General features: G+C 31.7%; 36 protein-coding genes. 13 read left to right on the plus strand and 23 right to left on the minus strand.

Features of this window, described 5'->3' with window-relative positions; all coding sequences use genetic code 11:
* Position 1: 1 nt before the first annotated feature.
* The 20 genes from AVBRAN12637_RS08270 to AVBRAN12637_RS08365 form a co-directional block, all read right to left on the minus strand.
* Entirely contained in the window at positions 2–412 is a 411-nt protein-coding gene (locus AVBRAN12637_RS08270) for a hypothetical protein (RefSeq protein ID WP_336615665.1), read from the minus strand.
* Positions 413–469: 57 nt separating this feature from the next.
* Positions 470–1,315, minus strand: a complete 846-nt coding sequence (locus tag AVBRAN12637_RS08275) for a DNA cytosine methyltransferase (RefSeq protein WP_336615666.1) — start codon at positions 1,313–1,315, stop codon at positions 470–472.
* Complete coding sequence (locus tag AVBRAN12637_RS08280; protein WP_336615667.1) at positions 1,302–1,457, minus strand: hypothetical protein; 156 nt, start codon at positions 1,455–1,457, stop codon at positions 1,302–1,304. The genes AVBRAN12637_RS08275 and AVBRAN12637_RS08280 overlap by 14 nt, the downstream gene beginning before the upstream one ends.
* Positions 1,448–1,717 (minus strand): hypothetical protein, encoded by a 270-nt coding sequence (locus tag AVBRAN12637_RS08285; RefSeq protein WP_336615668.1) that lies wholly within the window; start codon positions 1,715–1,717, stop codon positions 1,448–1,450. Before AVBRAN12637_RS08285 ends, AVBRAN12637_RS08280 begins: the two co-directional genes overlap by 10 nt.
* A 14-nt stretch (positions 1,718–1,731) precedes the next feature.
* Entirely contained in the window at positions 1,732–2,244 is a 513-nt protein-coding gene (locus tag AVBRAN12637_RS08290) for a phage major tail tube protein (RefSeq protein WP_336615669.1), read from the minus strand.
* Positions 2,244–3,356, minus strand: coding sequence for a phage tail protein (locus tag AVBRAN12637_RS08295; RefSeq protein ID WP_336615670.1), 1,113 nt, complete (start codon positions 3,354–3,356; stop codon positions 2,244–2,246). The genes AVBRAN12637_RS08290 and AVBRAN12637_RS08295 overlap by 1 nt, the downstream gene beginning before the upstream one ends.
* Entirely contained in the window at positions 3,356–3,727 is a 372-nt protein-coding gene (locus AVBRAN12637_RS08300; protein WP_336615671.1) for a DUF1353 domain-containing protein, read from the minus strand. The genes AVBRAN12637_RS08295 and AVBRAN12637_RS08300 overlap by 1 nt, the downstream gene beginning before the upstream one ends.
* A complete protein-coding gene (locus AVBRAN12637_RS08305) occupies positions 3,724–4,263 on the minus strand; it encodes a hypothetical protein (RefSeq protein ID WP_336615672.1) in 540 nt (179 codons plus the stop codon). Before AVBRAN12637_RS08305 ends, AVBRAN12637_RS08300 begins: the two co-directional genes overlap by 4 nt.
* A gap of 14 nt (positions 4,264–4,277) precedes the next feature.
* Positions 4,278–4,736 carry a phage tail protein gene (locus tag AVBRAN12637_RS08310; protein ID WP_336615673.1) on the minus strand — a complete coding sequence of 153 codons (459 nt, stop codon included), beginning with the start codon at positions 4,734–4,736 and terminating at the stop codon, positions 4,278–4,280.
* Positions 4,733–5,488 (minus strand): phage tail-collar fiber domain-containing protein, encoded by a 756-nt coding sequence (locus AVBRAN12637_RS08315; protein ID WP_336615674.1) that lies wholly within the window; start codon positions 5,486–5,488, stop codon positions 4,733–4,735. The genes AVBRAN12637_RS08310 and AVBRAN12637_RS08315 overlap by 4 nt, the downstream gene beginning before the upstream one ends.
* 9 nt (positions 5,489–5,497) lie before the next feature.
* On the minus strand, positions 5,498–5,989 hold the full coding sequence (locus tag AVBRAN12637_RS08320) for a gp53-like domain-containing protein (RefSeq protein WP_336615675.1): 492 nt from the start codon (positions 5,987–5,989) through the stop codon (positions 5,498–5,500).
* Positions 5,990–5,992: 3 nt separating this feature from the next.
* A complete protein-coding gene (locus AVBRAN12637_RS08325) occupies positions 5,993–7,234 on the minus strand; it encodes a phage tail-collar fiber domain-containing protein (protein WP_336615676.1) in 1,242 nt (413 codons plus the stop codon).
* Entirely contained in the window at positions 7,227–7,823 is a 597-nt protein-coding gene (locus AVBRAN12637_RS08330; protein ID WP_336615677.1) for a phage tail protein, read from the minus strand. The genes AVBRAN12637_RS08325 and AVBRAN12637_RS08330 overlap by 8 nt, the downstream gene beginning before the upstream one ends.
* Entirely contained in the window at positions 7,820–8,845 is a 1,026-nt protein-coding gene (locus AVBRAN12637_RS08335) for a baseplate J/gp47 family protein (RefSeq protein WP_336615678.1), read from the minus strand. Before AVBRAN12637_RS08335 ends, AVBRAN12637_RS08330 begins: the two co-directional genes overlap by 4 nt.
* Positions 8,832–9,128: a GPW/gp25 family protein gene (locus AVBRAN12637_RS08340; RefSeq protein WP_336615679.1), complete on the minus strand. Its 297-nt coding sequence runs from the start codon at positions 9,126–9,128 to the stop codon at positions 8,832–8,834. The genes AVBRAN12637_RS08335 and AVBRAN12637_RS08340 overlap by 14 nt, the downstream gene beginning before the upstream one ends.
* Positions 9,115–9,747: a phage baseplate assembly protein V gene (locus tag AVBRAN12637_RS08345; RefSeq protein WP_336615680.1), complete on the minus strand. Its 633-nt coding sequence runs from the start codon at positions 9,745–9,747 to the stop codon at positions 9,115–9,117. The genes AVBRAN12637_RS08340 and AVBRAN12637_RS08345 overlap by 14 nt, the downstream gene beginning before the upstream one ends.
* Complete coding sequence (locus AVBRAN12637_RS08350) at positions 9,747–10,049, minus strand: hypothetical protein (RefSeq protein ID WP_336607375.1); 303 nt, start codon at positions 10,047–10,049, stop codon at positions 9,747–9,749. The genes AVBRAN12637_RS08345 and AVBRAN12637_RS08350 overlap by 1 nt, the downstream gene beginning before the upstream one ends.
* A gap of 97 nt (positions 10,050–10,146) precedes the next feature.
* Positions 10,147–10,368 (minus strand): hypothetical protein, encoded by a 222-nt coding sequence (locus tag AVBRAN12637_RS08355; protein ID WP_336615681.1) that lies wholly within the window; start codon positions 10,366–10,368, stop codon positions 10,147–10,149.
* Complete coding sequence (locus AVBRAN12637_RS08360) at positions 10,355–10,639, minus strand: hypothetical protein (protein ID WP_336615682.1); 285 nt, start codon at positions 10,637–10,639, stop codon at positions 10,355–10,357. Before AVBRAN12637_RS08360 ends, AVBRAN12637_RS08355 begins: the two co-directional genes overlap by 14 nt.
* On the minus strand, positions 10,629–11,075 hold the full coding sequence (locus AVBRAN12637_RS08365) for a DUF5675 family protein (protein ID WP_336615683.1): 447 nt from the start codon (positions 11,073–11,075) through the stop codon (positions 10,629–10,631). The genes AVBRAN12637_RS08360 and AVBRAN12637_RS08365 overlap by 11 nt, the downstream gene beginning before the upstream one ends.
* Positions 11,076–11,189: 114 nt before the next feature.
* Here AVBRAN12637_RS08365 and AVBRAN12637_RS08370 point away from each other — a divergent pair, with 114 nt between their 5' ends.
* The 13 genes from AVBRAN12637_RS08370 to AVBRAN12637_RS08430 all read left to right on the plus strand — a co-directional run bounded on the left by AVBRAN12637_RS08370 (position 11,190) and on the right by AVBRAN12637_RS08430 (position 23,144).
* Positions 11,190–11,660, plus strand: coding sequence for a hypothetical protein (locus tag AVBRAN12637_RS08370; RefSeq protein WP_336615684.1), 471 nt, complete (start codon positions 11,190–11,192; stop codon positions 11,658–11,660).
* Positions 11,647–12,492, plus strand: coding sequence for a phage protease (locus AVBRAN12637_RS08375; protein WP_336615685.1), 846 nt, complete (start codon positions 11,647–11,649; stop codon positions 12,490–12,492). The genes AVBRAN12637_RS08370 and AVBRAN12637_RS08375 overlap by 14 nt, the downstream gene beginning before the upstream one ends.
* Positions 12,492–12,794, plus strand: a complete 303-nt coding sequence (locus AVBRAN12637_RS08380) for a hypothetical protein (RefSeq protein WP_336615686.1) — start codon at positions 12,492–12,494, stop codon at positions 12,792–12,794. The genes AVBRAN12637_RS08375 and AVBRAN12637_RS08380 overlap by 1 nt, the downstream gene beginning before the upstream one ends.
* Before the next feature lie 11 nt (positions 12,795–12,805).
* A complete protein-coding gene (locus AVBRAN12637_RS08385) occupies positions 12,806–13,780 on the plus strand; it encodes a major capsid protein (RefSeq protein WP_336615687.1) in 975 nt (324 codons plus the stop codon).
* A gap of 100 nt (positions 13,781–13,880) precedes the next feature.
* On the plus strand, positions 13,881–14,252 hold the full coding sequence (locus AVBRAN12637_RS08390; protein ID WP_336615688.1) for a phage protein Gp36 family protein: 372 nt from the start codon (positions 13,881–13,883) through the stop codon (positions 14,250–14,252).
* Positions 14,249–14,725 carry a DUF1804 family protein gene (locus AVBRAN12637_RS08395; protein WP_336615689.1) on the plus strand — a complete coding sequence of 159 codons (477 nt, stop codon included), beginning with the start codon at positions 14,249–14,251 and terminating at the stop codon, positions 14,723–14,725. Before AVBRAN12637_RS08390 ends, AVBRAN12637_RS08395 begins: the two co-directional genes overlap by 4 nt.
* A complete protein-coding gene (gene terL / locus AVBRAN12637_RS08400; protein ID WP_336615690.1) occupies positions 14,715–16,343 on the plus strand; it encodes a phage terminase large subunit in 1,629 nt (542 codons plus the stop codon). Before AVBRAN12637_RS08395 ends, terL begins: the two co-directional genes overlap by 11 nt.
* Positions 16,340–17,704 carry a phage portal protein family protein gene (locus tag AVBRAN12637_RS08405; protein ID WP_336615691.1) on the plus strand — a complete coding sequence of 455 codons (1,365 nt, stop codon included), beginning with the start codon at positions 16,340–16,342 and terminating at the stop codon, positions 17,702–17,704. The genes terL and AVBRAN12637_RS08405 overlap by 4 nt, the downstream gene beginning before the upstream one ends.
* Positions 17,697–18,794: a phage head morphogenesis protein gene (locus AVBRAN12637_RS08410; RefSeq protein WP_336615692.1), complete on the plus strand. Its 1,098-nt coding sequence runs from the start codon at positions 17,697–17,699 to the stop codon at positions 18,792–18,794. The genes AVBRAN12637_RS08405 and AVBRAN12637_RS08410 overlap by 8 nt, the downstream gene beginning before the upstream one ends.
* Before the next feature lie 154 nt (positions 18,795–18,948).
* Positions 18,949–21,615, plus strand: coding sequence for a phage tail tape measure protein (locus AVBRAN12637_RS08415; protein ID WP_336615693.1), 2,667 nt, complete (start codon positions 18,949–18,951; stop codon positions 21,613–21,615).
* Positions 21,605–21,973: a phage tail protein gene (locus tag AVBRAN12637_RS08420; RefSeq protein ID WP_336615694.1), complete on the plus strand. Its 369-nt coding sequence runs from the start codon at positions 21,605–21,607 to the stop codon at positions 21,971–21,973. The genes AVBRAN12637_RS08415 and AVBRAN12637_RS08420 overlap by 11 nt, the downstream gene beginning before the upstream one ends.
* Complete coding sequence (locus AVBRAN12637_RS08425) at positions 21,970–22,170, plus strand: phage tail protein (RefSeq protein ID WP_336615695.1); 201 nt, start codon at positions 21,970–21,972, stop codon at positions 22,168–22,170. Before AVBRAN12637_RS08420 ends, AVBRAN12637_RS08425 begins: the two co-directional genes overlap by 4 nt.
* Positions 22,164–23,144, plus strand: a complete 981-nt coding sequence (locus AVBRAN12637_RS08430; RefSeq protein WP_336615696.1) for a phage late control D family protein — start codon at positions 22,164–22,166, stop codon at positions 23,142–23,144. Before AVBRAN12637_RS08425 ends, AVBRAN12637_RS08430 begins: the two co-directional genes overlap by 7 nt.
* A gap of 27 nt (positions 23,145–23,171) precedes the next feature.
* Here the strand turns inward: AVBRAN12637_RS08430 and AVBRAN12637_RS08435 are convergent, their stop codons facing one another.
* Genes AVBRAN12637_RS08435 through AVBRAN12637_RS08445 form a run of 3 tightly spaced genes read right to left on the minus strand, consistent with a single transcriptional unit; the run spans position 23,172 to position 24,092 of the window.
* The gene (locus tag AVBRAN12637_RS08435) at positions 23,172–23,402 is read right to left on the minus strand and encodes a hypothetical protein (protein WP_336615697.1); all 231 of its coding nucleotides are present in this window, start codon (positions 23,400–23,402) and stop codon (positions 23,172–23,174) included.
* Positions 23,403–23,409: 7 nt separating this feature from the next.
* Positions 23,410–23,850 carry a phage protein GemA/Gp16 family protein gene (locus tag AVBRAN12637_RS08440; RefSeq protein WP_336615698.1) on the minus strand — a complete coding sequence of 147 codons (441 nt, stop codon included), beginning with the start codon at positions 23,848–23,850 and terminating at the stop codon, positions 23,410–23,412.
* The gene (locus AVBRAN12637_RS08445) at positions 23,847–24,092 is read right to left on the minus strand and encodes a hypothetical protein (RefSeq protein ID WP_336607354.1); all 246 of its coding nucleotides are present in this window, start codon (positions 24,090–24,092) and stop codon (positions 23,847–23,849) included. Before AVBRAN12637_RS08445 ends, AVBRAN12637_RS08440 begins: the two co-directional genes overlap by 4 nt.
* Positions 24,093–24,133: the final 41 nt, after the last annotated feature.

The following is a 24,133-nucleotide window of genomic DNA, read 5'->3' on the forward strand; positions in this document are numbered from 1 at the left end:
CTTAAAAGCCATAAAGTTTCATAGCTACTTCTGATTTTCTTCCACCGAGTAATGCAATTAATGCTCCACGAGTAAAGAAATTTGCCATAATCTTATTTTTATCATCTATCAAATTGTCTTTTGTGATAGTTAGTAAAGAACCTTTATGACCTTTTTCTATAAAGCTAAAACTAATTATTTGCGTTACTGGATTAACCATTCCACCAACTTTATAAGTGAATTTGCTTAAAAAACTAGCTACCGCCATCATTCTAGTATGTTTTACCATTTTATCCATAATCTCATCAATTAAAAGCACTAACTCATCGCTAATATCATCAGCTTTATACTCACTTGTATCTATGCCTAACTCTTCTCTTGTGTAAAATGCTTGAATAAACGCTAATGCAACTTCTTTTCTTTCTCTTGTCATAAATTCTCCTTTATATTTATTTTAACTGCTTGCTTTTTATTAAATATATGTTCTTAGCTAAGTCATTTTTACCTCCTTTAATCTTTCATTTTCTTTTATAGCTCTTGCAAAAATACTTACAACTTCAGGCACTACAGCATTACCTAGTGCTTTTATGCGGTCCAATTCAACGGATAGCCCATCATTTGTTCGTACTTTTGTGTAAGTATCGCTAAATGCTCTTGTTCGCTCTGTTGCTTTCTTAAAGTCTTTATGGAGATTAAGAGCAAAGTTGATAATCTCTTCTGTTTTTTGTTCTCGTATGCTTTTAACTCCGACTTGCTTCCAAAATGCTGAAGAGACCAGCAATCGCTTGCCAGCGGGGTAGGCAATAATAAACGCTCTTTTTCGCTCGTGCAAGTAGGCACATTCTTTAGCTGATAATATGAAAGCTTTGTATTCGTATCCACTTTCACGAACTTTTGTATCAAATTCATAAAATATCTCTCCTTTATGTAATAACTGCGGCACATTTTCAAAAAATATATAACTAGGTTTTAATTCTCTTGCAATCCTTAACATTTCATAAAACAATCCACTACGCTCACCTTTAAGTCCTGCTTGTTTCCCAGCTACGCTTAAATCTTGGCAAGGAAAACCACCTGTAATAATATTTACCCCCCCCCGTAACTCATTTAAAGGCAAGGTCTTTACATCATCGTATATTTTTGTGTTAGGATAGTTTTTTGCTAAGATTTTTTTGCAAAACGGCTCAATCTCACAAAACGCAATAGTTTTAAAAAATCCATCATTTTTTGCTTTTTGCTCGTTAGGTTTTAAGCTAAAATCATATTCACTAAAGTTTGCACTAGCAAAACCTAAACTAATACCACCAATCCCACTAAACAAATCAAGTATTCTCATGATGTCCTTTACTCATCTTTACGCATTTTTTTATAATCTCATTAAATTCATCTATATCTAAATTTTTAACTTCATTAAGTGGTGTATAAAAGCTTGATGAGATAAGTAATATCTCATCAGTATCAATAGCTCTTAAGACCACTCTGATTTCTTTTTTTGATTAATTCCTAACTTATTGCTAATTTCTACAAATACATCATCATCTAATTCAAGTGCTTCGCTAGTGCTTATACAACAACTTCTAGCTATAAGCGTTGCCATGATTTTATACAGCGTCTCAGCTTCTTGCTCTCCTTCTTGAACCTTTGGTAAAGATAAATAATCTTTAGCTTTTAATTTAGTGATTTTTAAAACCACACCATTTGGCAATGTATATTCTTCTATAAGTGTTCTTTCAACCATTTTTTCTCCTTTATTTACATACTTAAATCTGACCTAGTTTGTGCCAATAAATCCACACCAAAAGCGTAAAATATATAATTGTTTCTATCATAAGTTATCATTGGTGGCTCATTGTTTTGCGATAATATATATGTATCGCACCACATTTTCACGCTTACTTCTCTTACTGCACCGCTGGTATCTTCATTTAGCGTTATGCTTTCGCATTTGCCCTTTAAAATCACTTCTAGTGGCTTTCCACTACCACCAGTTTGATGAATGCTTTCTTTAAGCACTAATGGGATTTGCACTAGCTTATTTGCTCCAAAAAACTCAGCGTAAAGCTTACTATCCAAAACTTCTATTTTAAATGTAAGCTCTAGTGCTTCGTATATACCAGTATCGCTTTTGCCTTTTAACACACCTTCGTCATCAGTCATTACTTCAGTTATTGCTGGTAATGCAAAAGACTTAGTAACTCCTAAATGACCCCTACCATCAATAAAAATATTGGCTTCTTTTAAAGTTTCTTTTCCAATTCTTTTCATTATGCTATCCTTTTCATAAGTTCTTCGCTGTAAGTATCAACATAGATAAAGTCAAGTGTTAATTGCTTCACAATAGGATTATTCTGCATTCTTATATCTAGATAGAATTTACCTGCTGTAATGTTTGCTTTAGTGTTTAGTTCGTTATTCCAACTCACTTCAAAACCAAGCAAAACAAAAGCACCTTGCAACGCTCTTAGTAACTCTTCAACACTCATCTTTGCATATTTAAGTACATCTGCTCTTTTATCAATTGCAGTAAATACACCTTTTTGACAAGCTTCACTAATCCTATCAAATACTCTTACTCTTGTTAAATCTTGCCAAATTGTTTCAGGGTCACTCGTTTCACCACCCCAAGTGCGATAACCGTTTTCACAAATAATAGTGCTTATTTTTGCACTTCTTAACTCTTCAGCAGTGCAGCTCTCACCCATCTCAAAATCAACATCACCTTCAGTTCCACTTATGCCAAGCATCACCCTATTAGAGTAACTATCAGCGTATCCATGCTCCCATTCAGCATCAGTATGAGCTATCATACCTGCGAGTCTTGCTGATTGAGGTGTGAATTCGTAGTCGCTTAGCTCGTTACTCCAAGTCTTCACGAATGGATAAGCTGCAAGCAATCTTTTTGAGCCAAACTCTTTCATCTTAGTAATTGCTTCTATTGAAGACTTTTGTGCTAAGTCAATTATTGCAGTAGCCTTTAGTGCAGTTGCAACACTTTCTAATTCTGTCTTAATTGCATCTTCTCCGCTAATTTCTCTAGCAACTATTAAATTTGGTCTATAAGTAAATTTTGCTTTAGCTTTTTTTAGCAAAGTAATAGCAGCTCTAGCATTGCTTATGCTATTTATTTCATCATCTTCATATACACTAAGAATGATTGGTGCTTTTACATTTTGTTCGCTAAACTCAACTAATGATTTTTTTAAGCTACCTTCTCCGCATTTTTGCAGTGCTAAATCAGGGTTCATAAAAAAATGCATACCTATATCCAAAGTATCGCTAGTTCCTATGAAAGCAACTGGTGTGTTGCTTTGCATTCTTATAGGACTTGCTGCTTGAATACTAATCTTTGCATTGACACCATAGTTCGCGTAAGCCATTATTTCCTCCTTAAAAGTTTATATTTTAAATAGTGATAGGTCTTACAAGATAGATAAAACAATGCCGATTTAAATCTATCAACGCCTAATTCTTTTAGCGCAATAAAAAATATATTGTCAGCTAAAATAAAGTCTTCATAGTTTTTATCGTTTTGATATGCTTTATCGCACAAGTAGTCGTGAATGACTACTGCCGATAAATACTCTGGAGAGTTTGGCGGATAAAAGCTCCACAATATTCTAGGTATGTTTGCTCCATTTGTTTTATATCCGCTAGGAATATCTACACGCCCAAAACCGCACTCATAGCCATAGCTTTCTACCAACTCAAACTTATCTTTTTCGCAAGGCTTTAAAACAACTCTATTCATAAACTAAACTCCACATGAAGTGAGTTTAAATCCTCTTTAGTAGTTGCAAGTGCTACCAAGTCTTCATAGCGTTGCCTTTTACCGATGAATGTTGCACTAATACTTGCATATTTGTCAGCTTTTTCTATAATCTTGCTAACCAAAAGCTCAAACTCCACGCCCCTTTGCTCTGCTAATACTTTAACAAATGGTGCATCTAGTTCGTTTTTACTTTCTTGATAAGCTCTAGCTTCACGCTCTTGGCGTTCAAATGTTAAGCGTTCTTCGCTTGGTGTTTTATCTAAATTTGTCATTACTGATTTAAACGCATTTTCAATCTCTGCTAATTTATTTGCTTTAAGTTCATCTATACTTAATTCTCTTTCTTTATAAATTAAACGCAATTCATTCGTTACATAATTAGCATTTATACTTAAAGCTTGTGAGTGTTCTTTTTCGCTTATTGTAAAATTTGGTTCAGGTATAAAATCACTTATCTCATCATCATAATAAGCTTTAATTTCTCTTGTATTTTCATCATAATTTACATAAATCATTGTTTCTCCTTTTTTTAATTTACTTGTATTGCATAATTCATTGACATATTGATTGGTCGGTTTTCATTAGCAGTCGGAACAACTTTTGAAGCAGAAAAACGATAAATAGCATTATCCCTATCTGTTCCTGAACCATGACCGAAAACTCCTTTTGTTCTATCTATATAAAAAGCCCCATCAAATTCATAAAAGCTTTCTAAATTACTTATACTTTCTAATGCTCCAGAAAAGCTACCTGTAATATTCCTAATCGCATCACCTTGTGATACGCCTAATGCTGCAGCATTACCGCCAACGCAACGAACAAACTTACCTCGTAAATCAGGTATCTTAAACTTAAGCTTGTCAGCACTTTCTCCGTAAGTAATACCTATCACTTTAAATAATTGCGGATAGTCTTTTTTTGCTAATTCACGACCATCGCAAACTATAAAGTTACTAGGAACACTATTACTTGCAAACATACAAATCATGCCAATCCCCCCCCCAAGTGCATATCCATAGCATTTTTGAGATTTGTAACTTCAAGTTTTAAATTATCAATCATTGTTTTTAGATTAAGTGTTTCTATTAAAGACTTTGCATTTTGTGTTTCTTGCGATTTATCAACTTCAGCTTTTGTGTAGGTTGTAGTTTTATCAGCTTTAGTATTTAGTTTTATATTAATTTCATCTCTTGTAAATACTTGTAATTTTTCAGCTTTATTATTTTCAAGTGCTGATATTTTATTATCTTGTAAGCCTTGTGATTTTTTAAACTCATCTTTTATTAAAAGCAATTCAGCATTTACATACTCACGACTTGCTAGTACTACACTTTCATCTATATTTAATACAACATTTGAAGCATTGCCTACTTGCAAATATAATTTTATGTGTAAATCAGTTGCTAAATTTTCACTTAGCAATGGCTTATAAGTTGAGTTAATTTTTGCTAATGCAAATAATTCTCCTTTTGTTGTATAAACGCCTAAAGTTTCTATATAAAAACCACCGATGTTGGCTGGAATGAGAGTTTCAATTACAATAGTATTAGCATTATTTGTATCTTGCATATTGCTTGTAATATCTTGAGTATGTTTAATACTTGCTAAGACATTCATATTTTCATTAATAGAACCTGCATAATCGCTAAAGCGTATTTCTTTTAATGCTACTTGAGTATTAGTGCTTAAAGCTTTTGCTAAAAGCTCTTGACCTTTCTTTGTTATTAATGTTTCATACATTATTGCTCCTTAATAACCAATCGCAAAAATTGAACCTATAACATTTGAATTAGTGGCATATTTATTCCAATAAGTCTTATGAATTTCAACTTGTGTATTTGTATAATTTGTAATATGTAATATAGAGCCATAACCACCACCAATACTACTACCTGAATCTGTTTTATCTTTTGAATTTGCAATAACGCTTAAAACTTTATTTGGAAAAGCTATAGGAAATTTTATTACTTCAGTTGATACTTTTGTATTGTTCGCATTTATCCATTGCAAAATTAGTCCGTTAGGTAATTTTGTATAACCATTGTCTGCAAAAGATTTTTGATTTAGGTGCATATTTATAGCATTTTTAATAGCTGTAAAATCAGTAATATTAAGCTTGTTATTAAGCTTGTTATCTACTACTTGCTTATCATAAACACTAGCTAGTAGCTTACTTTGAGCATCTAACATTGCTCTTTGATTAGTGATTAATTCACTTAAACTTCTTTGTATTTCTTCCATTGTTTACTCCTTTAATTGAATTATGAAATTCATTGCCATATTGATTGGGCGATTTTCATTAGCGGTTGGGACAACACGACTAACATCAAACGATACTCCCCATGCCTGATTTGCATTTGGCTGTGAATCTCCAGTCCAGCTTTTGTTACCTTTAATTACCTCAAAAACACCAGTACAATCCAATGCATCAATAAATTGTGCATTTCCCCAAGATTCTTTAGCAGCTTTCATATCTCCTTTAATATTTCTTATAGCATCACCTTGTAATACACCTAATGCAAAAGCATTACCGCCAACACAACGAACAAACTTGCCTCTTAAATCAGGTATCTTAAACTTAAGCTTGTCAGTACTTTCTCCATAAATTGTGCCTATTGCTTGAAATAATTGTGGGTAAGCTGTTTTTAATAATTCACGACCATCGCAAAGCATATAATTACTAGGAATTGTCGCACCTGCATACATAAATATCATACCTACTTTACCCCCCCCCAGCTCAATTTTGGTTAGTAAGTTTTGGCATTGGGTCATTAGCTTACTCATTTGTGTGTTTTGAAGTGCGAGTTGATTTAATACACTTGTATGATTTGTGCTAATTGTTGTATTTTGTGTGGTTTGGCTGTTATCAACTTCAACTTTTGTGTAGGTTGTAGTTTTATCAGCTTTAGTATTTAGTTTTACATTAATTTCATCTCTTGTAAACACTTGTAATTTTTCAGCTTTAGTATTTTCAAGTGCTGATATTTTATTATCTTGTAAGTTTTGTGATTTATTAAATTCATCTTTTATTAAAAGCAATTCAGCATTTACATACTCACGACTTGCTAAAACTACACTTTCATCTATATTTAATACAACATTTGTAGCATTACCTACTTGTAAATATAGTTTTACATGTAAATCAGTTGCTAAATTTTCACTTAGCAATGGCTTATAAGTTGAGTTAATTTTTGCTAATGCAAATAACTCACCTTTGTTTGTATAAACGCCTAAAGTTTCAATGTAAAAGCCACCGATATTTGCAGGGATTAATGTTTCAATTACAATAGTATTAGCATTATTTGTATCTTGCATATTACTTGTAATATCTTGAGTATGTTTAATACTTGCTAAGACATTCATATTTTCATTAATAGAACCTGCATAATCGCTAAAGCGTATTTCTTTTAATGCTACTTGAGTATTAGTGCTTAAAGCTTTTGCTAAAAGCTCTTGACCTTTCTTTGTGATTAATGTTTCATACATTTCTTATCTCCTGTTTATTGATAATATGCACTGCTATAGCACTACCAACACCACCTCCGATAATGATATTTTTAGGTTGTTTTGGATAAACGCTAATTACTTTGCCTATACAAGTAAAAGGTGCTAGTTTTATGTTTAATTCAGTAGCTTGTTTTACTTCAATTCCAGCACAAATTGAACGAACATTTTTGTATTTATTTACAAGTGTATTTATGTGTTCAAGTTTTTCATTTGCAAGATTACTTTTTAGTTCTAAAACACATTTAAATTGATAATTACCCAAATTATCTATTACGCTTAAATTTTCATCATAATTTGTTAGTGCTTTTTTAAGTCCATAATGCGTTCCAGCGTAGCGATGAATTAAAAAAGCTTGTGAAAGTAAGTTTCTAGCTTCTGCTTCACTTAAATTATTAATATCTATATCATATTGATACGCTAAGTGTTTTAATAATTTTTTATCGCAAGTGCGTGGGTTATTATCAATCACTCTTAGATCAAATTTGGCTAATAAATCAGCTCCAATCTTTTCAAGTGTTTTTTCATCTTTTGTTTTATGGCTAGGTAATAAGCTTTTGAAGTTTTTCATAAAGCTCTCCTAAAAGTAAAATTAAACTTGATATATAAAAACTCGTTTTCAAGTGTGGTTAAATTATTTTTCAAGTCAATTTCAACGCTTTGCGTTGAGCTATCATGTAGATACTCATAAATGGCACTTAGGCTTATATTTTCATTAATATTAAGCTCTAAATCATCACGCTTATACTCGCTTAACATATCATATTTATAAATAGTAGCGTTTATTATGATTTCTTTTTTGTTAGCTTCTTCAACTTTTACGATATCAGTTAGCGGTCTAGTCTTTTCATCGTTTAAAGCTTTAACTATATCATTTAAAGCGTTTGCATCGTTATCGCTTTTGATTATCACACGAACAATACCAGCACCGCCGTTCAAAACTTTTACATCTTTTATTTTTGCATTAGCTGATTTTGTATGATATATATAAGCATTTGAGCTTCCAGCTGTGCTTGGTTTTTCAAGGCTTAAAATCGCACGAGTGCGTAAGTCTTCATCGCTTTCAGCATCAGCTCCATTAATAAAATCTGTTTTTTGCTTACACTCAACCAAAAACGGTAGTGGAGTTTGTAGTAATTCGCATTTAATAGTGCTTGATTTTATGTATTTATTTAATGTAATTGTTCCTAAATTACTAAGCTCACCACTCTTAATTATTACATCTTCATCAAGCGTTGCTACTTCGCTTGTGTTTGAGTGAAATATAGAGTCTTTAGGTATGATTACATCGGCATCCAAAATAGTGTTTAATTTAAACTCTATTTGTGCTTTTGGTTTAGTTCCTGCAAGTCTTTTTATATCATAAAATTTAACAAGTTTATCCAAATCATCATTTCTTGCAAACTCAATTAAAAGGGCTTTTACTTTTTCGTTTATTTCACTTCTAAGTAAAACTTCACGATAAGCGTAACATTGCAAAAGAGCTGATAAACTATCGCTTTCAAGTAGATTAACATCATCAAGCTCCTTAGTTGCGATGAATTTTAAATCACTTAAAATTTTCTCAAAATCAACTTTTTCAAGCAGCAACATCTAAAGCCCCACCATTATCAAGTAATAAACGAAATGTTAATTTGTCATCAGTTTTACTTACAAAAATTACTTTTTTTATTTTTACTCTTGTTTCATATTTATGAACAGCTTGGACAACATAAGCAGTAAGCAATGCTTTAAAATTATCATCTACTCTTTTATCTACTAGCTCGTAAATTCGTGAGCCATACTCAGGACGCATAACCCTTGCACCAAGTGGGGTTAATAAAATGTCTTTTATGCTATTTTCAATACTTGTTAGATACATTTTAATCCCTGCCATATCCACTATTTGTGTGATTAGTTAAGTTACCACGACTATCAATTATGCTTGCTTTAGTGCTTATGTTTTTATCTACACTTAAAGCTCCTTTTACATTCAAAGCTCCACTTATTTCTAAACTACCATTTATACTAAAAGCTCCAGCTTTACCACCAGCACCACTTGTGCTAATTCCACCAGCAATATTTGTATTCCCAACTAAATTTATTGATTGGCTTGTAATAGTTGTAGTGTTTGCATTTGCATTTAAATTAGTACAAATTACATTACAATCAACGCAATTTATATTTATAGTTTTAGCTACATTTATATCTAGCGTTGAGTTTACAGTATCGTATGAAATGCAAGTGCCATCACTAAACTCTACATATTCTTTAGTATCACTTGCATCTAATTTATGTTTATCTTGATATATTCCACGCAAAATTACACCTGAATTAATATCATCATTTACAGCGATTACTAGCACTTGTTCGCCAATTTTTATCGGTTGAAAAGATATTGAATTTGCATTGCTTGAATGTTGCACTACATCTAAATAATCAGTTGTTAATTCGTTGTCTAGTTTAACACTAGCTTTATTTTCTTTTACATCGCAAACAATACCTATGCAATTCATTATTTACCTTTCTTCTCAATATAATTAAAAACTATGCTTTGTAGTTTTTCTAACATCTCAGTTCCAATGTACGCACCAATTCCTGCAATTGCAACGCTTAATCGCTCATTTTGTATAAAATAAAGTGCAAATTCAAAACTAACATAACCCGCAAGCATTGATGAGCTAAGAGCACTTAAAAGTCTTTTTAATCTTGATATACCATTAAATCCATCAAGCTTATGCTTTTCATAAGTGCTTGTAAGTGCAGCTATAAAGCACACACAACAAAGCCAATAATAAATAAATCTATCATCGCTCATAAGCCAACCGCCCAAGCATAAAAATATCCAGCTACACCAATTGCGACATAAAAAATAAGCTTTTCAATTAAAAGCCTATTTTTTTCTAATGCTTTTCTCATTCTTTTACTCCTAAACATTGTTTTAGAGTGCTTTCACACTCTCTTAGATATATCAATGTTTCTTTTGCGTAATCAAAATCATTTACATTTTTACTTTTCAAAGGTTTTAATGGCATTTTTGCATTGCATCGCACAGGCACATTCACATATTTAATTTGATTTTGACTAGCACAAGAGCTTAAAAGTAAAAGAACGAGAAAAACACTAATTAATTGCATTAAAAAGCTCCTTATAAGCTTTAAGTTCAGCTTCACAAGTGTTATCTTTTATGTATATTTTCTTTATACGCTCTACTTCTTTAATCTCAGTAGGTTTAATCTCAACACTAAGCTCTTTGATTTTTTGGTTTTGTAGTTCAAGATTAATATTTGCAGTGTTTAATTTAGTAGCTAGTAGCTCATTTTCTTTTGATAAATCATTATTTACAAAATAAAAAGCTAGATTTGAAAGTACTAAAACTATAATTACAGCATAAAACTTAGTTCGCATCTATTACCTCTACAATAAAGTCATTCTCACCTATTAACTCATATAATTTTTTCATAGCTAAGCGAGTTTTACCTATACCAATAATCTCGCCTTGTGCGTTATATAAAAAGCAAAGTCCAAGCAACAAGCAACCAATTGTGTCTTTTAGCCAAGAACCATGATGAATTCTAATTAAACGATTTTTACTTAATTCATCACTATAAACATGTGGTATTTTTATTTTTAATACAGGAGAATAATTAGCAGACCATATCCAAGTCGCCGCATAAATGCTAGGCTTTATAGGTCTTTTTAAACCGCTTTCATTAGTAGGCTCTCCAATGCACTCAAGCCCAGTAAAGTTTGCTAAGATATTTTTATTTTCATCAAATAATGTTACTTTAGAAAAAGTTCCATATTGACTTTTTAAAAATCTTTCATATCTTAAAACTTTCACTTTTACTCCTTGATTTTTCAAAACTTCGCAAGTGTAAAAAAAATTTTTATCATTTTTCATAGTATTTTTGATACAAAAATTTTTTAGTATTTGCCAGTTAAAAAAGGAGTAGTAGTGTTATATAGTCTAGAAAGCTCAATTTTGTCTAAATTAAATGATTATTTTGCTAATAAAAAAGATGTTGAAGATAGATTAACAATTGAAACTTACATGGGTGAATTTGAAGACCCTAGCAAGATTGAAGATATGTTAAATAAGCCTTTAATTTTTCTAGATTTTGTAAATGAGAGCTATCAAGATATAGCTACAAAAAAAGTAGATTTTAAAATCTATGTATGCAGTAGATGTAGCACTAAAGAAAAAAATAAAAGAATTGAAAACAAGTATGTAGCAATAAAACTCATAGAAAAAATTGACAAAGTTTTAATTGATGAACTTTTTTCTTATGGATTTGAAGCAAATCTTACAAATCTTTCAAAAACTTATGAGCGAGTTAGTGAGCAAGGCTATATATCACTATATACAAGAGATTTTAGCGTATTGATAAAGACTACTAACGAAGGAGAAGGTATTGAAATTATTTGAATTAGGAAAACCTTTAAAAGTAGCAACGATTGGTTCGTGGAAAGGTCATCGTGCTGGTAGTTTTGATATTAGTCTAACTGACATGGAGCAAATGATAACAAATTTTAAAAATCGTGGTTTAAAAGTGCCAATAGACTTTGAACACGAAAGTTTAGAGAATAAAAAAGCACCAGCCATTGGGTGGGTTGAAGAGCTTTATATACAAAATAAAGAACTTTTTGCAAAAGTTTCATGGAGTGAAGAAGCAAAAGAGCTTATTAAAGATGGAAAGTATCGCTATATAAGCCCAGTGTATGAATTTAATAGCATTGATGGAGTTAGCGGAAAAGGCATTGGAACGACATTACATTCAATAGCTCTTACAAATACACCATTTTTATCTGGTTTAGGAGAAATACCACTTAAAAAAATTAAAAACAATTTTAATAAAGGAGAAAACATGGACTTAGAAGCTTTACAGCAAGAAAACGAACGCGTTGTGCAAGAAAACGAGCAGTTAAAGCAAAGTTTGGAGGATTTGCAAAACACAAATGCAGAATTGGAAGCAAAAAACGAAGAGCTTGAAACAAAAATTGCAGAATTAGAAGCAAAACTATCAGAGCTTGAAGGTGAGAGCGTTGCTGAATTGGTAGAAAATAGTATTAGACAAGGTTTAATAGCAAATAGCCAAAAAGCATGGGCAATTAATTATGCTAAAAAAGATATGAAAGAATTTAGAGTGTTTTTAAATCTGCAAAAAAAGAACACAAATGCATTACAAAACAATCTTTTTGCAAATAAACAAGGCAGTCAAAAATTTGACATAGCTAAAATGATGACAAGGAATAAATAATGACAATCTATCAAAAACCACTCACAATTAGTGAAATAGTAATCAAAAACATATTAAGCATAAACGCAGAAGTTAGCACAACAGAAGAGCTTAGCTCAGGAACACCGCTTATTTTAAACTCTACAAATAAGTGGGAAAAAGCAACTGATTTAAATGTAGTTGATGCTAAAAGAGTTGGTATCTTACTTGATACTGCTAATGAAGATGGGATTTATATGATTTTACTGATTGGCAAAATAGCAAATATTGAGCTAAGTGAAAAAATAAAAGTTGCATTATTTAATGCAAATATTGTGTTTTAAAAGGAGAAAAGATGGAAATTAAAGAATTAATGAGTAAGTTTGAAGTTAGCACAATGCTACAAGCACACGACCAATTTAAAAAAAGCCCACAATATATATATGATACATATTTTACAAATCAAGAGGGAATTTTAGGTCAAAGTGCAGAAGTTAAAATTTTGCGTGGAGCAGGAATTATACTTTCATCAACAAGCCCAGAGGCTGAGCATTTAATTCAAAAAACAGACAAAGAATACATCGTTCCTATCTCGCTTCCACGCTATCCACTGAAAGCAATCATTAATGCAAGTGAATTAAACACTCTTAAATCATTTGATAATGAAGCGGGAGCATTAGAAAGTCTTGCTGATAGAATTGGTTATGAGGTTAAAAAGCATAACGAAAGCCTAAAAACGACATTAGAATATATGTGTGCTGGTGCATTGTTTGGTAAAGTGTTAGATGGCAATGGGAAAGTTTTATTTGAAATAAATAACAATTCTAAAGCAACTAAAATAGATAATGCTAAAAAAATCATTGAATTTATTAATGAATATGAAAAGCGTTTGAGTGATGAGTTTGGATATTTACCAAATTATGAAGTTTTAAGCTCACTTGAGTTTATTGATGCATTAAATCAAAAAGCACTTAGTGAAAATTTATTTCAACAAAATAACGCTAGATGGATAAACGAAGAAAATAAGCGTATCTTAGAGATTTACGGAATTAAGTTTATACCATATCATGCAACTTACAAAAATTCTAAGGGAGAGTCTAAAAAATATCTTGATGATGGTGCTATCGTTGTGCCAAAAAATACCGATGCATTTAAACTTATCTATGGTCGTGCAAATCACACAGAAGCACTAGAACACGCACCAACAATGATTTTTACAAGTTCTCCAAAAGAACTAGATGATGGTCGCGGGTGGGCTATTTATAGTGAAATGAGAGCGTTACCAGTGTGTGTAAGACCTGAAGCACTTATTAAACTATCTACAAAATAAGCCATTTTTAGCCCTTTTTGGGCTAAAGGGTATAAATGTATGCGTTGAAAGTAGTTCAACGAAATTCAACGCATTTGCAACTTAAAAAAAAGGGGTTAGAATGATTACAAAAGATGATTTACTAAATGAAGTAAGTCAAAAGGAATTAAATGAATTATGTCATTTAGAAGATTTTAGTGAAGAAAGAGTGTTGGAAGATGCGATAAAAGACGCTAAAACTCACATATCAACTTTTGTAATTATTCCAGAGAAGCCAAATCAAGCATTGAAAAACATTTGCATCAAACTTACTCTTTTAAAGTTAAAAGAAAAACAAGACTATCCAAAAGATAAGCTAATGCTAATACAAGAAGAGTTAGAAAAAGTCCTTTTAAAAATGAGTGCTGGTAAAACCCCTATTGCAGAAAATGACACCACACCACCAAGAATACATAAAAGATTTTTCATTCACAATAATTGGGGTAAAAGATGAAAAGCACTTATGATTGGGCTAAGTCTTTATATTTAAGAGGCTATGAATGTAATGAAATAGCCGAAATTCTCAATAAAAACATCCGCACAATTCAAAACTACAAAAGCAAGGATGGAGATTGGGAGAAGCTAAGAATAAAAGAAGTTATTGCAGATAAAAATGTGCAAGAACTTTCAAATCATTTCAAAGACCAATTACAAAAAGCCTTAGATGAGATAATGAATGACCCTAAAATGAATGCTCAAAAGAAGTCTGAAGCCATTGTAAAGCTTGGAGATAGCTTTTCAAAGATGGTAAAAGTTGCAGACTTAGAAGACCCGAAAAAATATAAGCTAAATATAGCTCAAGTAGTTATAAAAGTGCTTATTGATGAGATAAAAACGCTAAATAATGAAAGCTTGAATGAGCATTTTAAAGACTTTTTAAACTCTGATAAACTCATCAAAGCATTGGAGAAAGCTAATGTTTTGTAGTAGAGAAGAAATAGAAAACTTTTTTAATGATGAGAACATAAAAGATAAGCCACCAGCAACAAAAAGAAAAGAATTTGAAAAGTGGCTCGGCGATTTAAGAGATGAATTTGCTGCTTCACTTGATTATAAAGCTACGCTTGATGCAAATCTTAAAGAGCAACGTGTAAAAGAGTGTGAGAATGATTATTTAAAGTTTTTTAATACTTATTTAAGCCATTACGCATCAATTGGTGGTGTTTGTGAGTTACATACATATTTAGCTGATTATTTTAATACTTTAGGCACTCATTCAATTAAAAAAAGAGCCGTTGCAGCTCCACGTGGTCACGCTAAATCTACGCATTGTTCAGTTGGTCTTGTTTTGTGGTGCATAGTTTATAAGAAAAAGCGTTTTATAGTTGAGATTAGTGACGCAATAGAGTTAGCAGAAGCTAACCTTGAAGCTATTAAAGTTGAGCTTGAATGCAATGAAAACTTAAAAGCTGATTTCGGTGATTTAGTAGGTGATAATTGGAAAGTGGGCGAGTTTATCACAAAAAATTGTGTAAAGGTTAAGGCTTTTGGTAGTGGTAAAAGGCTTAGAGGTATTCGTTATGGAGCATATCGCCCTGATTTAGCAATTTTGGACGACTTAGAAAACGATACAAATGTGCGTTCTAAAGAACAACGTGATAAGCTTGAAGATTGGCTAGATGAAGCGGTTCTTAATCTTGGCTCACTTGATGATAGCTTAGATGTTTTGTATATTGGGACAATACTTCATCAAGATAGCGTATTAAATAGAAAGCTGAAAAATGAGTTTTGGATAACCAAGAAATTTAGCTCAATAATTCATTTTCCTTATCGTATGGATTTATGGGATGATTATATAAAGCTTTATAAAGTTGATAAACAAAGAGCTGAAGGCTTTTATAAAGCTAATGAAGAACTTATGAAAAATGGTAGTAAAGTGCTATGGGAAAGTGCAAGAGATATTAAAAAGCTTATGCAACTTAGGGCTGAAAACCTAAGAGCATTTAATAAAGAGCAATTAAACGAGCCTTTAAGTGAAAAGCAAATCTTTAAGCTTGAAAACCTTAATTTTTACGATGTTTTACCCGAAATAAAGACAAAGGTTATTTATATTGACCCAGCAGGAGCTACTAAAAAGAGTGATTTTACAGCTATTAGCGTTTTAGGACTTTCTTATGAAAACAAAGCTTATTTAATTGAAAGCATTGTAAAAGTTATGCAAGTGCAAGATATGATAAAAACAATTATAAAACTAACACTTACATATAATCCAAGAAAAGTTATTGTAGAAACAAACGGCGGTCAATTTTTCTTAAAAGAGTTTTTAAAAAACGAGGCTTTAAAGCAAAATATCCATTTGCCATTACAGGGTGTAAATAATTATAAAAGTAAGCACGAAAGAATAGAAAGCTTAGAAATGCCATTTGCAAATAAAGAGCTATTTATTCATAAAAGTCAAACACAGCTAATAGAACAACTTTTAGAATACCCAGAACACAAAAACGACGATGCTCCCGATAGCCTTGCAGGAGCTTATAAAGAGCTAAAAATTACAAATATACAAAGAAGAACACATTATTATCAAAAAAGAAGGTTTTTAAGATGAGTAAAAAGCTATTAGTATTAAACCAACAAGATGTTTTAATAAAAAAGCTGTTTTCAAGTAGCTTTTTAACAAGCTACAAAATTACACCTCAAGAACAAGTAGAAATCTACAAAGATTTGGCTTTCACACAAGCAAATACAAGTCGTAAATCTATAAATAAAGCTAAAAGCATAAGATTTGTATGTGATGATGAAAAGATTATAAACAGATTTGAGAATAAAATTTTCTATGCTGACATAATTTCTCAGATATTAGAAACTTATTTGTTCGGATTAAATGTTTTTGAGCTAAATTGGGATTATAAGGATGGTTTTTACTATCCTGAGTTGATACAAAGAGATTTTAGAAACTTCAAGTTTGAAAACAACGAGCTTAAGTTTAGTGACAATGGAGTTTTTATTGACATTCCTAAGGGTAAAATAGTCTATGCTTTATATGAAAGTTCCGCGTTTTTCCCTTATGGTGATGCTTTGTTGCCTAAGTTGTATTGGGCTGTTAAATTAAAACAAGCATCTATACGATTTTGGTCATCTTTTCAAGAAAAATTTGGCTCGCCGTGGGTAATCGCAAAAACAGACGCTAATCCCGAAGAAATAGCAATTGAAGTTCATGCTATGCTTAGCGGTGACACTGCTGCTATTGGCAAAGAAGAAGAGATTACGCTCATTCAGCCAACATCAACACAAAACGACTTTCATAGTCTAGTTGATTTTTTAGATAATTGCATTCGTTCAGCTATTTTGGGTGGTAATCTTAGCTCTCAAGTAGATGGTGGGAGCTTTGCAGCAGCACAAACTCACAATGATGTTAGAAAAGATTTAGCAAATGCTGATCTGCATCTTCTTTTGTTTGTGATAAACAAAGTATTAGAGCATTTTAAAGAAATAAACAATTACAGCGGAGAGCTTTATGCAGAGCTTGAACCTGAAAACGACATTAAAAGCGAACTAGCTCAAAGAGATTCAATAATTTATAACATGGGATTTGATTTGAGCGAAGATTACATAAAAGACACTTATGGTGTTCAAGGTTCTAAACGAGAGATTAACTATATGTATCCAAATAAAAAAGATACAATAGATGCAACACCAAAAAACGCAAATTCAACGCTTATTCCAAATGTTTTCAATAAACCAATAGATACTATTGATGCAACGCTTGAAAGCAAAACTTATAAAGATTTATCACAAAAATATGACAATGATTTAAAAATAGAGTTAGAAAAAGTTTTAGCCAATTCTAGCTCCTACGAAGAAGCTTATGAGATTTTAAACAATGCAGGTTATTCAAATGAAGATGTAGAAACAGCTTTAAATAATGCTTTAGTAAATATTAGCATTAAGGGTGCTTGTGATGATTGATGTTAATATGTTTTTTGATAATACCCCTGACAGAGTATTAGAGCATTTTAAAAACAAAATACCAAAAACGCTAGATATTGACAAAATAAGATTTGATGCATATCAACGCACTTTTATAGTTAGTGCAATAAATGAAATAAATACATTAGAAAAAATGCACTCTGTTTTATATAAAGCTTATGAAAAAGGACTTAGTTTTGATAGTGTTAAAAATGAACTTTTAAATATAGCTGGTAGTTTAGGCTCTCATCATTTAAAAACGATTTTTAATACAAACATGCGTCAAGCTTATGCTATGAGTAGGTATGAAACGCAGTTAAAAGGCGATAAACCTTATTTAAGATATGTCGCAGTAGGAGATTATAAAACTAGACCAGAACATCAAGCATTACACAATACAGTTTTGCCAGTAGATGACCCAGCGTGGGCGGAATCTCTTTATCCACCTAAAGGTTTTAATTGTCGCTGTAAAGTTCAATCAGTAAGCGAAGAAGAAGCTCAAAAATATGGTGTTGGATTAAAATCGCCAATACCTCCTGTCCCAAAAGGGTTTAATTTTAGTCTTATTCAACCACGAAATGCACTCTTTAAAGTTCTTGAAGATAAGGTTAATTCTTTACACAGTGATATAAAAAATAGAGCTAAGACTATCATGAATAATGCTTATAAAAGCACACAAGAGCATACTAAAAGATATGAAACTATCAAAGAAAGATTTAATCATCACCAAAACATTATGAAAGAGCAAAAAATGAGTGCTGAAGAATATACAAATTTTATAAATAATATGGTTGGTAATTTTAGTGATGAAGAAAAGAAAATAAGAGAGCAAAATCTAATTAAATTATGCGAATATAAAGGCAAGGGGGTATTTATTGATGAGTATCAAATCGCAAATCACTTTTATCACCCAAATATAGGTGCGATGGATTATTCGCTTGTGCCACAAATATTAAAAGGCTCGTATAAAAAGGGAAATAAGAAAAACTCAATTGTTTATAAAAAGATGCTTGGTTTTAACTACAAATTAGTCATTAAAGATGTAAATGGAAAAATATATGTTGAGTCTCTTACGAAAGATAGTGATTAATGGGCAGTTGGGGTCAGATAAAGTAACCTTGTGAGCGACACATTAATACCCTGCGTAAGAACTGAACCTTATACATTAACCCCTTTACTCGCATAGGTGCGACCTATGTAAAGCTGTGGGTATTGTAAATAAATAATATTAAGGAGAGCTTAAAATGGGCTTGGATTTGGGAATAGGCATAAAATTAGCTTTTGATGGATTTAACGGAATTAGAGACAAGCAAACTTCTTTAAAAGTTCTTGGTCGTGTAGCAAAGCTAAGTGCTGATGATATGAATAAATTAAATGCAAGTATTACTAAGCTTAATAAACTTGATATAAAAACAAAATTAGCAAGTAATCAATTAAAAAATTTTAAAGATGAACTAAGTGGTAATTTAGCCCGAATTGGTGCTTTAGCTGTGCCTGTAAAATTTGCGGGAGATTATGAGAGTGCATTGGCTGATTTTAATAATGCTGCCAAGCTTAGTGATTTTGAGCTTAAAGACATGAGCGAATACTTTTTAAAGCTTAGTAATCATATAAATATATCTAGCACCCAAATAGCCTCTTTAGGTCAAAACATTGCTAAACTTGGAGTGCCAAAAGATGATTTAAAAGATTATTTAAGCTCAGCTTCTAAACTTCAACTTGCTTTAGGATTTAGCACTGAAGAAACAAATCAAATGTTAAGTTCTTTAGGAACTCATTTTAAACTAACTAGCAAAGATGTTTTAGGCTTAGGCGATGAAATATTTACACTTGGAAATAAATTTAACGCAAGTGCTAAAAGCATAGCAAATCTAACAAGTAAAATTAGTAGCAATGCTAAAATGTTTGGGCTTAGTGCAAATGAAAGTGCAGTGCTTAGTGCAGCGTTTTTACAAGTGGCAAAAGATGAAGGTCAAGCAGAAGGTGCTATAAATAGCTTAAGTGAAAAACTTATAAATATAACAAGTTTGGGCGATAATGTAAAATCTAGCATTGCAAATCTAGGAATGGACGCACAGCAAATTGAAATAGGTATGAAAATAGACCCAAAGCAAACATTAGACCTATTTTTCAATCGCCTTAAAATCACTAAAAATGCAAATGAAAAGCAATATAACGAATTGCTATCTTCAATGTTTGGCGGGAATGCTAGTGTGATGAATGCTTTTGTTGAAAATTTAGATAAATATAATGAAGCGACTGCAAATATAGGCAAAAACAAAGGGGCTTTAGATGAAGAAGTTAAGGCTGTTAAAAGTCTTTTTAATACTCGTGTAGGTGTTTTTACAAACAATCTTAAGAATTTAGGTATTCAAGTTGGTAATGTGTTTTTACCAGTAGTATCAAGCCTTGTAGATAAACTTGGTGGGGTATTAAGCTTTGCAAGTGATATGATAACTCGCTTTCCAACACTTAGTAAAGTCGTAATCGGTGGTGTTGGTGCGTTTTTAAGTCTTCAAGTAGCACTTAGCTCACTTAGAGCTGCTAGTGCAGGATTTTCGCTCCTTAGTGGTAATATGGCTAAAAATATGATTTTTTTAAAAGCTAAAACACTTGGACTTAACAAGATGATAAAAGATGAGCTTTTTGTTAGTCTTGTTGGTTCTGAGATTAGATTTAAAAAAGCTATGCTTAGTTCTTTAGCATTTAGTAAAAGCTTAATAACTAGTCCTATTCAAACAAGTAAAAAAGCATTACTTAGCTTTGCTTCTTCGCTCGGTGGTGGTTTGTTAAAAGGTTTAAAAGCTGCAACGCTTGGAGTTCGTGTTTTTAATCTTAGTTTATTAGCAAATCCAATAGGATTAATCATCGCTGGAGTTAGTGCTTTGTGCTTTGTTATTTATAAAAACTTTGGCAAGATAAAAGCTTTTTTTGGTGGGCTTTGGGACGGTTTGAGCGAGGGTTTAGCTCCTGTAATAGAAACTTTTAAAGGTGTTTTTTCTCCGCTTATTGATGGCATTTCTTGGGTCTGGGATAAAGCAAAAGCTCTTTTTAACTTTTTATTTGGCTCATCAAAAGAAAGTACAGAAAGTATTGAAAAAGCTGGAAACGCTGGTAAAAATTTTGGTAATTTTTTAGCAAGTGCTCTTAAAATTATTACTTTACCATTACAAATTTTAATTAAAGGTTTTGGGCTTTTAAAAGATGGCATTAGTGGTGCTTGTAGTTTTATAAGCGATAAATTTGGTAATGCAGCAGAGTTTATAAGTGGTGTAGGAAATAGTATTAAAACAGGTTGGAATAACACAATAAATAGTATAAGCAATGCTATATCATCACCGCTTGAATTTGTTAAAAACGGCTTTAATTCTTTATGGGATAATGTAAATACTGGATTTGATAGTTTTTGCTCATTTTTTAGCGAAGGAGCGTCTAGTGTGGCTGATTTTTTTACTTCTCCAATTGATACAATTAAAGGTAATTTTAGTGCTGCTTTTGATTGGATTAGTTCTAAGTTTGAGTGGATAAGTGATGTTGCTAGTAGTGTTGGTTCTTGGTTTGGATTCAATGATAAAAAAGAAACAAAAGTAAATAATAAAAGAAATGAAGGCGTTAGGGGATATTTTGAAGCTAGAAACAAAAATAACGGTTGGACGCCTATAAAAACAGAGCTTAGCTACGAACAACCAAAATCAAAACAAGAAATCAAACAAGCACTAAACACTAATTCAAAAACTACAACAAATAACAAAATAGATGTAGTTATAAATATGAGTGATTTTAAGATTGCTACAAGTAATGGCAACTTTAATTTAGCAGAGTTTCAAGCACAAGTAATAAAAGCTGCAAAACTAGCTATTGAAAAAGTTGCTGATAATAAAAAGAATAGGAGTGTTGTAAGTGATTTTTAATTTTGGTGGATTTTTATTTAATGAAAAACGCATAAGCGAAGTTAGCATTGATACTGATTATGCTCGTGGTTTTAACGAGAGATTAAACAACTATGAAGCAGTGTTTAAAAATCAAAAAACAAAACAAACGATTGAAATCAAAGGCAAAACGATACCTTTACATGATGGGATTTATAGTCTTGATAAGTTAAAAGCATTAGCAGAAAGCGATGAAGCACAAGTTTTAACGAATGCTTTGGGTGATTATTTTGGGCTTTTTGTAGTTGTAAGTTTGCAAGAAGTAAGAAGCTCTTATGCACCTAATGGTATGCACTTAGCAGAAGAATTTACATTGATTTTAAAAAAGGTTGGAGAATGATAGTTTTTGCAAAAGACAACGACAGACTTGATTACATAGTGTATAAGCATTGCAAAACTCTTGAATATTTTGATTTGGTGCTTGAATTAAACCCACACTTGCTACATAAAACACACTTGAATGCAGGAGACATTGTGTATTTACCACAAACAAAACCAGTAATAAAACAAGAAAGCGAGGTTAAGACTCTATGGTAGCAACTTTTAAGCTTGAAGCAAACGAAAAAGACATAACCGAGTTTATAAAAGAAAACTTTATAAGTTTAGAATATGATGACAAAGAAGGCGTAGAAAGTGACGAAATGAGTTTTTGTGTTCATGGTATATTTTCTCGCCCAAGTTTTAAAGATACATTAAAGTTAAGTCTAGGATATAGGGTTGGCGAAGAAGATAAGTTGTATGAGTGTGGAACTTTTAGTATTAGCGAATGCACTATTGATTATATTAATCATATTACAGAAGTAAGAGCTACTGCTGTTAATTTTTCAAGCCCAATAAAAATCAAACGAAATAAAACATTTGCAAACACTACTTTAGCAGCTATTGCAGGAGTAATTGCTAGTAGAAACAATTTAATAGCTAAAATTCAGCCCGAAGCAAACAATGTAAAAATAGCTCACATAATGCAAAATAACGAAAGCGATATAGAGTTTTTATATATATTAGCTTACAAAAATGGTTTTATATGTGCTGTTAAAAACTCACATCTAATAGTTACACAAAAGAGCAAAAGTATTGATGGCTACAATGTGAGTAGTGGAAGTCACAAAAGTAGTCCTGCTAAAAACTTGCCAAAATTCAAACTCCAAGTAAGCGATTGTAGTTCGCTAAGCATTACTGAAAACAATCGTGTTAAATATGATGCTTGTGAGATAAGCTCACACAATACAAGTAATGCCACGCTTACAAAAATAAAGGTCGGTAATGGTGAAAACATAGCTAAAATAGATGCTCCACCAAACAAAAGCTCACAAGAGCTTGAAAGCTTAGCGACATCAAAACTTAGCGAATTAAATAAAGGTGGCATTAAAGGAAATCTTACCTGTGTAGGTCAGCAAATCGTGGCTGGTGGTGTATTAGAGCTTGAAGGCATTGGGGTTTATTCTATTAAAAGTGTAAAACATACACTAAGCGGCACTTCTTACACTCTTGACATAGAGTTTGAAGCTTAAAGGCTTAGTTAATTTCTAAAATAACTACTAATTTAAGCCTTTAATTGCACGATATAGTGTTGCTTTGCTTACATTATAATACTCGCAAATGTGTTTTATTGCAGCTTTTCTTGTATGTGTTTTACGCACTTCTTGATATATTTCGCGTAGGTTTGGTTTTAGTTTTGGCACATAAATATATGAACCACCGAAAATTTTTTGAAATTCATTAAAATCCATTGTTCCATCAATACCATAAAAATCTTTTAATATGCTCATTTTAAACTCACTTTATATTTTTTATAGCATTTATCATTTTACTTGCATCGCTTTTACTCATCATTCCTAAGCTAAACGGAATGTAGCCCAAGATACGATTACAATAGCTTAAAAGTCCTGCAATGTCTTTATTTCTTACTACTTTTGAATTACGCCACATTTTAAGAATAGTTGCGATTTGTGTCTTAGTAGAAGTGCCACGATTGTTTGTATCGCAGTGACTTTCTACTTCACGATTAGCCTTTGCTTTTCTAGTTTCAAAGCCTTTGTACCCAAGAATAATAGCAAAATCTTTAAGCTCATCAATGTCTAAAAGTGTGCTACTATCTACGCTGTATCTTTCAAATAAAATCGCTCTATACATCTCATCATCAATACCTTTTTCAGCTTTTAAAATATGAATGATTTGTATTAAATCAGCTCTAAATTTTCTTTGTTTTGGTGTCATTTGTAAGCCTTGCAAATTTCATTTACGCATTCAAATAAAGCTTTACGCATAGCATTTTTGCATTCTTGTAATGTTAGCTTTCTATACCCATAAAGGCGTAGCTCTTCATAATTTAATCCTTTAGTGCCATAAGCCTTATTTAGCTCTAGCATATAACCAAAGTGGTCTAGTCTTTTTAGTTCAGTAAAAATAAGCTCATAATCATCAAGTTTTATAATTTCTCTTAAGCTTCTTAATATCATTTTAATCCTTTTTTAAGTACTTAAAAAGACTTTGCAAGGGT

Origin of the sequence: Campylobacter sp. RM12637, assembly GCF_020137645.1 — a bacterium.
In the GTDB taxonomy this organism is placed as follows: Bacteria; Campylobacterota; Campylobacteria; order Campylobacterales; family Campylobacteraceae; genus Campylobacter_E.

Excerpts from the sequence above, each read along its gene's own strand:
- AVBRAN12637_RS08270 (WP_336615665.1), bottom strand. The coding sequence starts at position 412 with ATGACAAGAGAAAGAAAAGAAGTTGCATTAGCGTTTATTCAAGCATTT.
- AVBRAN12637_RS08275 (WP_336615666.1), bottom strand. The coding sequence starts at position 1,315 with ATGAGAATACTTGATTTGTTTAGTGGGATTGGTGGTATTAGTTTAGGT.
- AVBRAN12637_RS08285 (WP_336615668.1), bottom strand. The coding sequence starts at position 1,717 with ATGGTTGAAAGAACACTTATAGAAGAATATACATTGCCAAATGGTGTG.
- AVBRAN12637_RS08290 (WP_336615669.1), bottom strand. The coding sequence starts at position 2,244 with ATGAAAAGAATTGGAAAAGAAACTTTAAAAGAAGCCAATATTTTTATT.
- AVBRAN12637_RS08295 (WP_336615670.1), bottom strand. The coding sequence starts at position 3,356 with ATGGCTTACGCGAACTATGGTGTCAATGCAAAGATTAGTATTCAAGCA.
- AVBRAN12637_RS08300 (WP_336615671.1), bottom strand. The coding sequence starts at position 3,727 with ATGAATAGAGTTGTTTTAAAGCCTTGCGAAAAAGATAAGTTTGAGTTG.
- AVBRAN12637_RS08305 (WP_336615672.1), bottom strand. The coding sequence starts at position 4,263 with ATGATTTATGTAAATTATGATGAAAATACAAGAGAAATTAAAGCTTAT.
- AVBRAN12637_RS08310 (WP_336615673.1), bottom strand. The coding sequence starts at position 4,736 with ATGATTTGTATGTTTGCAAGTAATAGTGTTCCTAGTAACTTTATAGTT.
- AVBRAN12637_RS08315 (WP_336615674.1), bottom strand. The coding sequence starts at position 5,488 with ATGTATGAAACATTAATAACAAAGAAAGGTCAAGAGCTTTTAGCAAAA.
- AVBRAN12637_RS08320 (WP_336615675.1), bottom strand. The coding sequence starts at position 5,989 with ATGGAAGAAATACAAAGAAGTTTAAGTGAATTAATCACTAATCAAAGA.
- AVBRAN12637_RS08325 (WP_336615676.1), bottom strand. The coding sequence starts at position 7,234 with ATGTATGAAACATTAATCACAAAGAAAGGTCAAGAGCTTTTAGCAAAA.
- AVBRAN12637_RS08330 (WP_336615677.1), bottom strand. The coding sequence starts at position 7,823 with ATGAAAAACTTCAAAAGCTTATTACCTAGCCATAAAACAAAAGATGAA.
- AVBRAN12637_RS08335 (WP_336615678.1), bottom strand. The coding sequence starts at position 8,845 with ATGTTGCTGCTTGAAAAAGTTGATTTTGAGAAAATTTTAAGTGATTTA.
- AVBRAN12637_RS08340 (WP_336615679.1), bottom strand. The coding sequence starts at position 9,128 with ATGGCAGGGATTAAAATGTATCTAACAAGTATTGAAAATAGCATAAAA.
- AVBRAN12637_RS08345 (WP_336615680.1), bottom strand. The coding sequence starts at position 9,747 with ATGAATTGCATAGGTATTGTTTGCGATGTAAAAGAAAATAAAGCTAGT.
- AVBRAN12637_RS08350 (WP_336607375.1), bottom strand. The coding sequence starts at position 10,049 with ATGAGCGATGATAGATTTATTTATTATTGGCTTTGTTGTGTGTGCTTT.
- AVBRAN12637_RS08355 (WP_336615681.1), bottom strand. The coding sequence starts at position 10,368 with ATGCAATTAATTAGTGTTTTTCTCGTTCTTTTACTTTTAAGCTCTTGT.
- AVBRAN12637_RS08360 (WP_336615682.1), bottom strand. The coding sequence starts at position 10,639 with ATGCGAACTAAGTTTTATGCTGTAATTATAGTTTTAGTACTTTCAAAT.
- AVBRAN12637_RS08380 (WP_336615686.1), top strand. The coding sequence starts at position 12,492 with ATGACAATCTATCAAAAACCACTCACAATTAGTGAAATAGTAATCAAA.
- AVBRAN12637_RS08385 (WP_336615687.1), top strand. The coding sequence starts at position 12,806 with ATGGAAATTAAAGAATTAATGAGTAAGTTTGAAGTTAGCACAATGCTA.
- AVBRAN12637_RS08390 (WP_336615688.1), top strand. The coding sequence starts at position 13,881 with ATGATTACAAAAGATGATTTACTAAATGAAGTAAGTCAAAAGGAATTA.
- AVBRAN12637_RS08395 (WP_336615689.1), top strand. The coding sequence starts at position 14,249 with ATGAAAAGCACTTATGATTGGGCTAAGTCTTTATATTTAAGAGGCTAT.
- terL (WP_336615690.1), top strand. The coding sequence starts at position 14,715 with ATGTTTTGTAGTAGAGAAGAAATAGAAAACTTTTTTAATGATGAGAAC.
- AVBRAN12637_RS08405 (WP_336615691.1), top strand. The coding sequence starts at position 16,340 with ATGAGTAAAAAGCTATTAGTATTAAACCAACAAGATGTTTTAATAAAA.
- AVBRAN12637_RS08410 (WP_336615692.1), top strand. The coding sequence starts at position 17,697 with ATGATTGATGTTAATATGTTTTTTGATAATACCCCTGACAGAGTATTA.
- AVBRAN12637_RS08415 (WP_336615693.1), top strand. The coding sequence starts at position 18,949 with ATGGGCTTGGATTTGGGAATAGGCATAAAATTAGCTTTTGATGGATTT.
- AVBRAN12637_RS08425 (WP_336615695.1), top strand. The coding sequence starts at position 21,970 with ATGATAGTTTTTGCAAAAGACAACGACAGACTTGATTACATAGTGTAT.
- AVBRAN12637_RS08430 (WP_336615696.1), top strand. The coding sequence starts at position 22,164 with ATGGTAGCAACTTTTAAGCTTGAAGCAAACGAAAAAGACATAACCGAG.
- AVBRAN12637_RS08435 (WP_336615697.1), bottom strand. The coding sequence starts at position 23,402 with ATGAGCATATTAAAAGATTTTTATGGTATTGATGGAACAATGGATTTT.
- AVBRAN12637_RS08440 (WP_336615698.1), bottom strand. The coding sequence starts at position 23,850 with ATGACACCAAAACAAAGAAAATTTAGAGCTGATTTAATACAAATCATT.
- AVBRAN12637_RS08445 (WP_336607354.1), bottom strand. The coding sequence starts at position 24,092 with ATGATATTAAGAAGCTTAAGAGAAATTATAAAACTTGATGATTATGAG.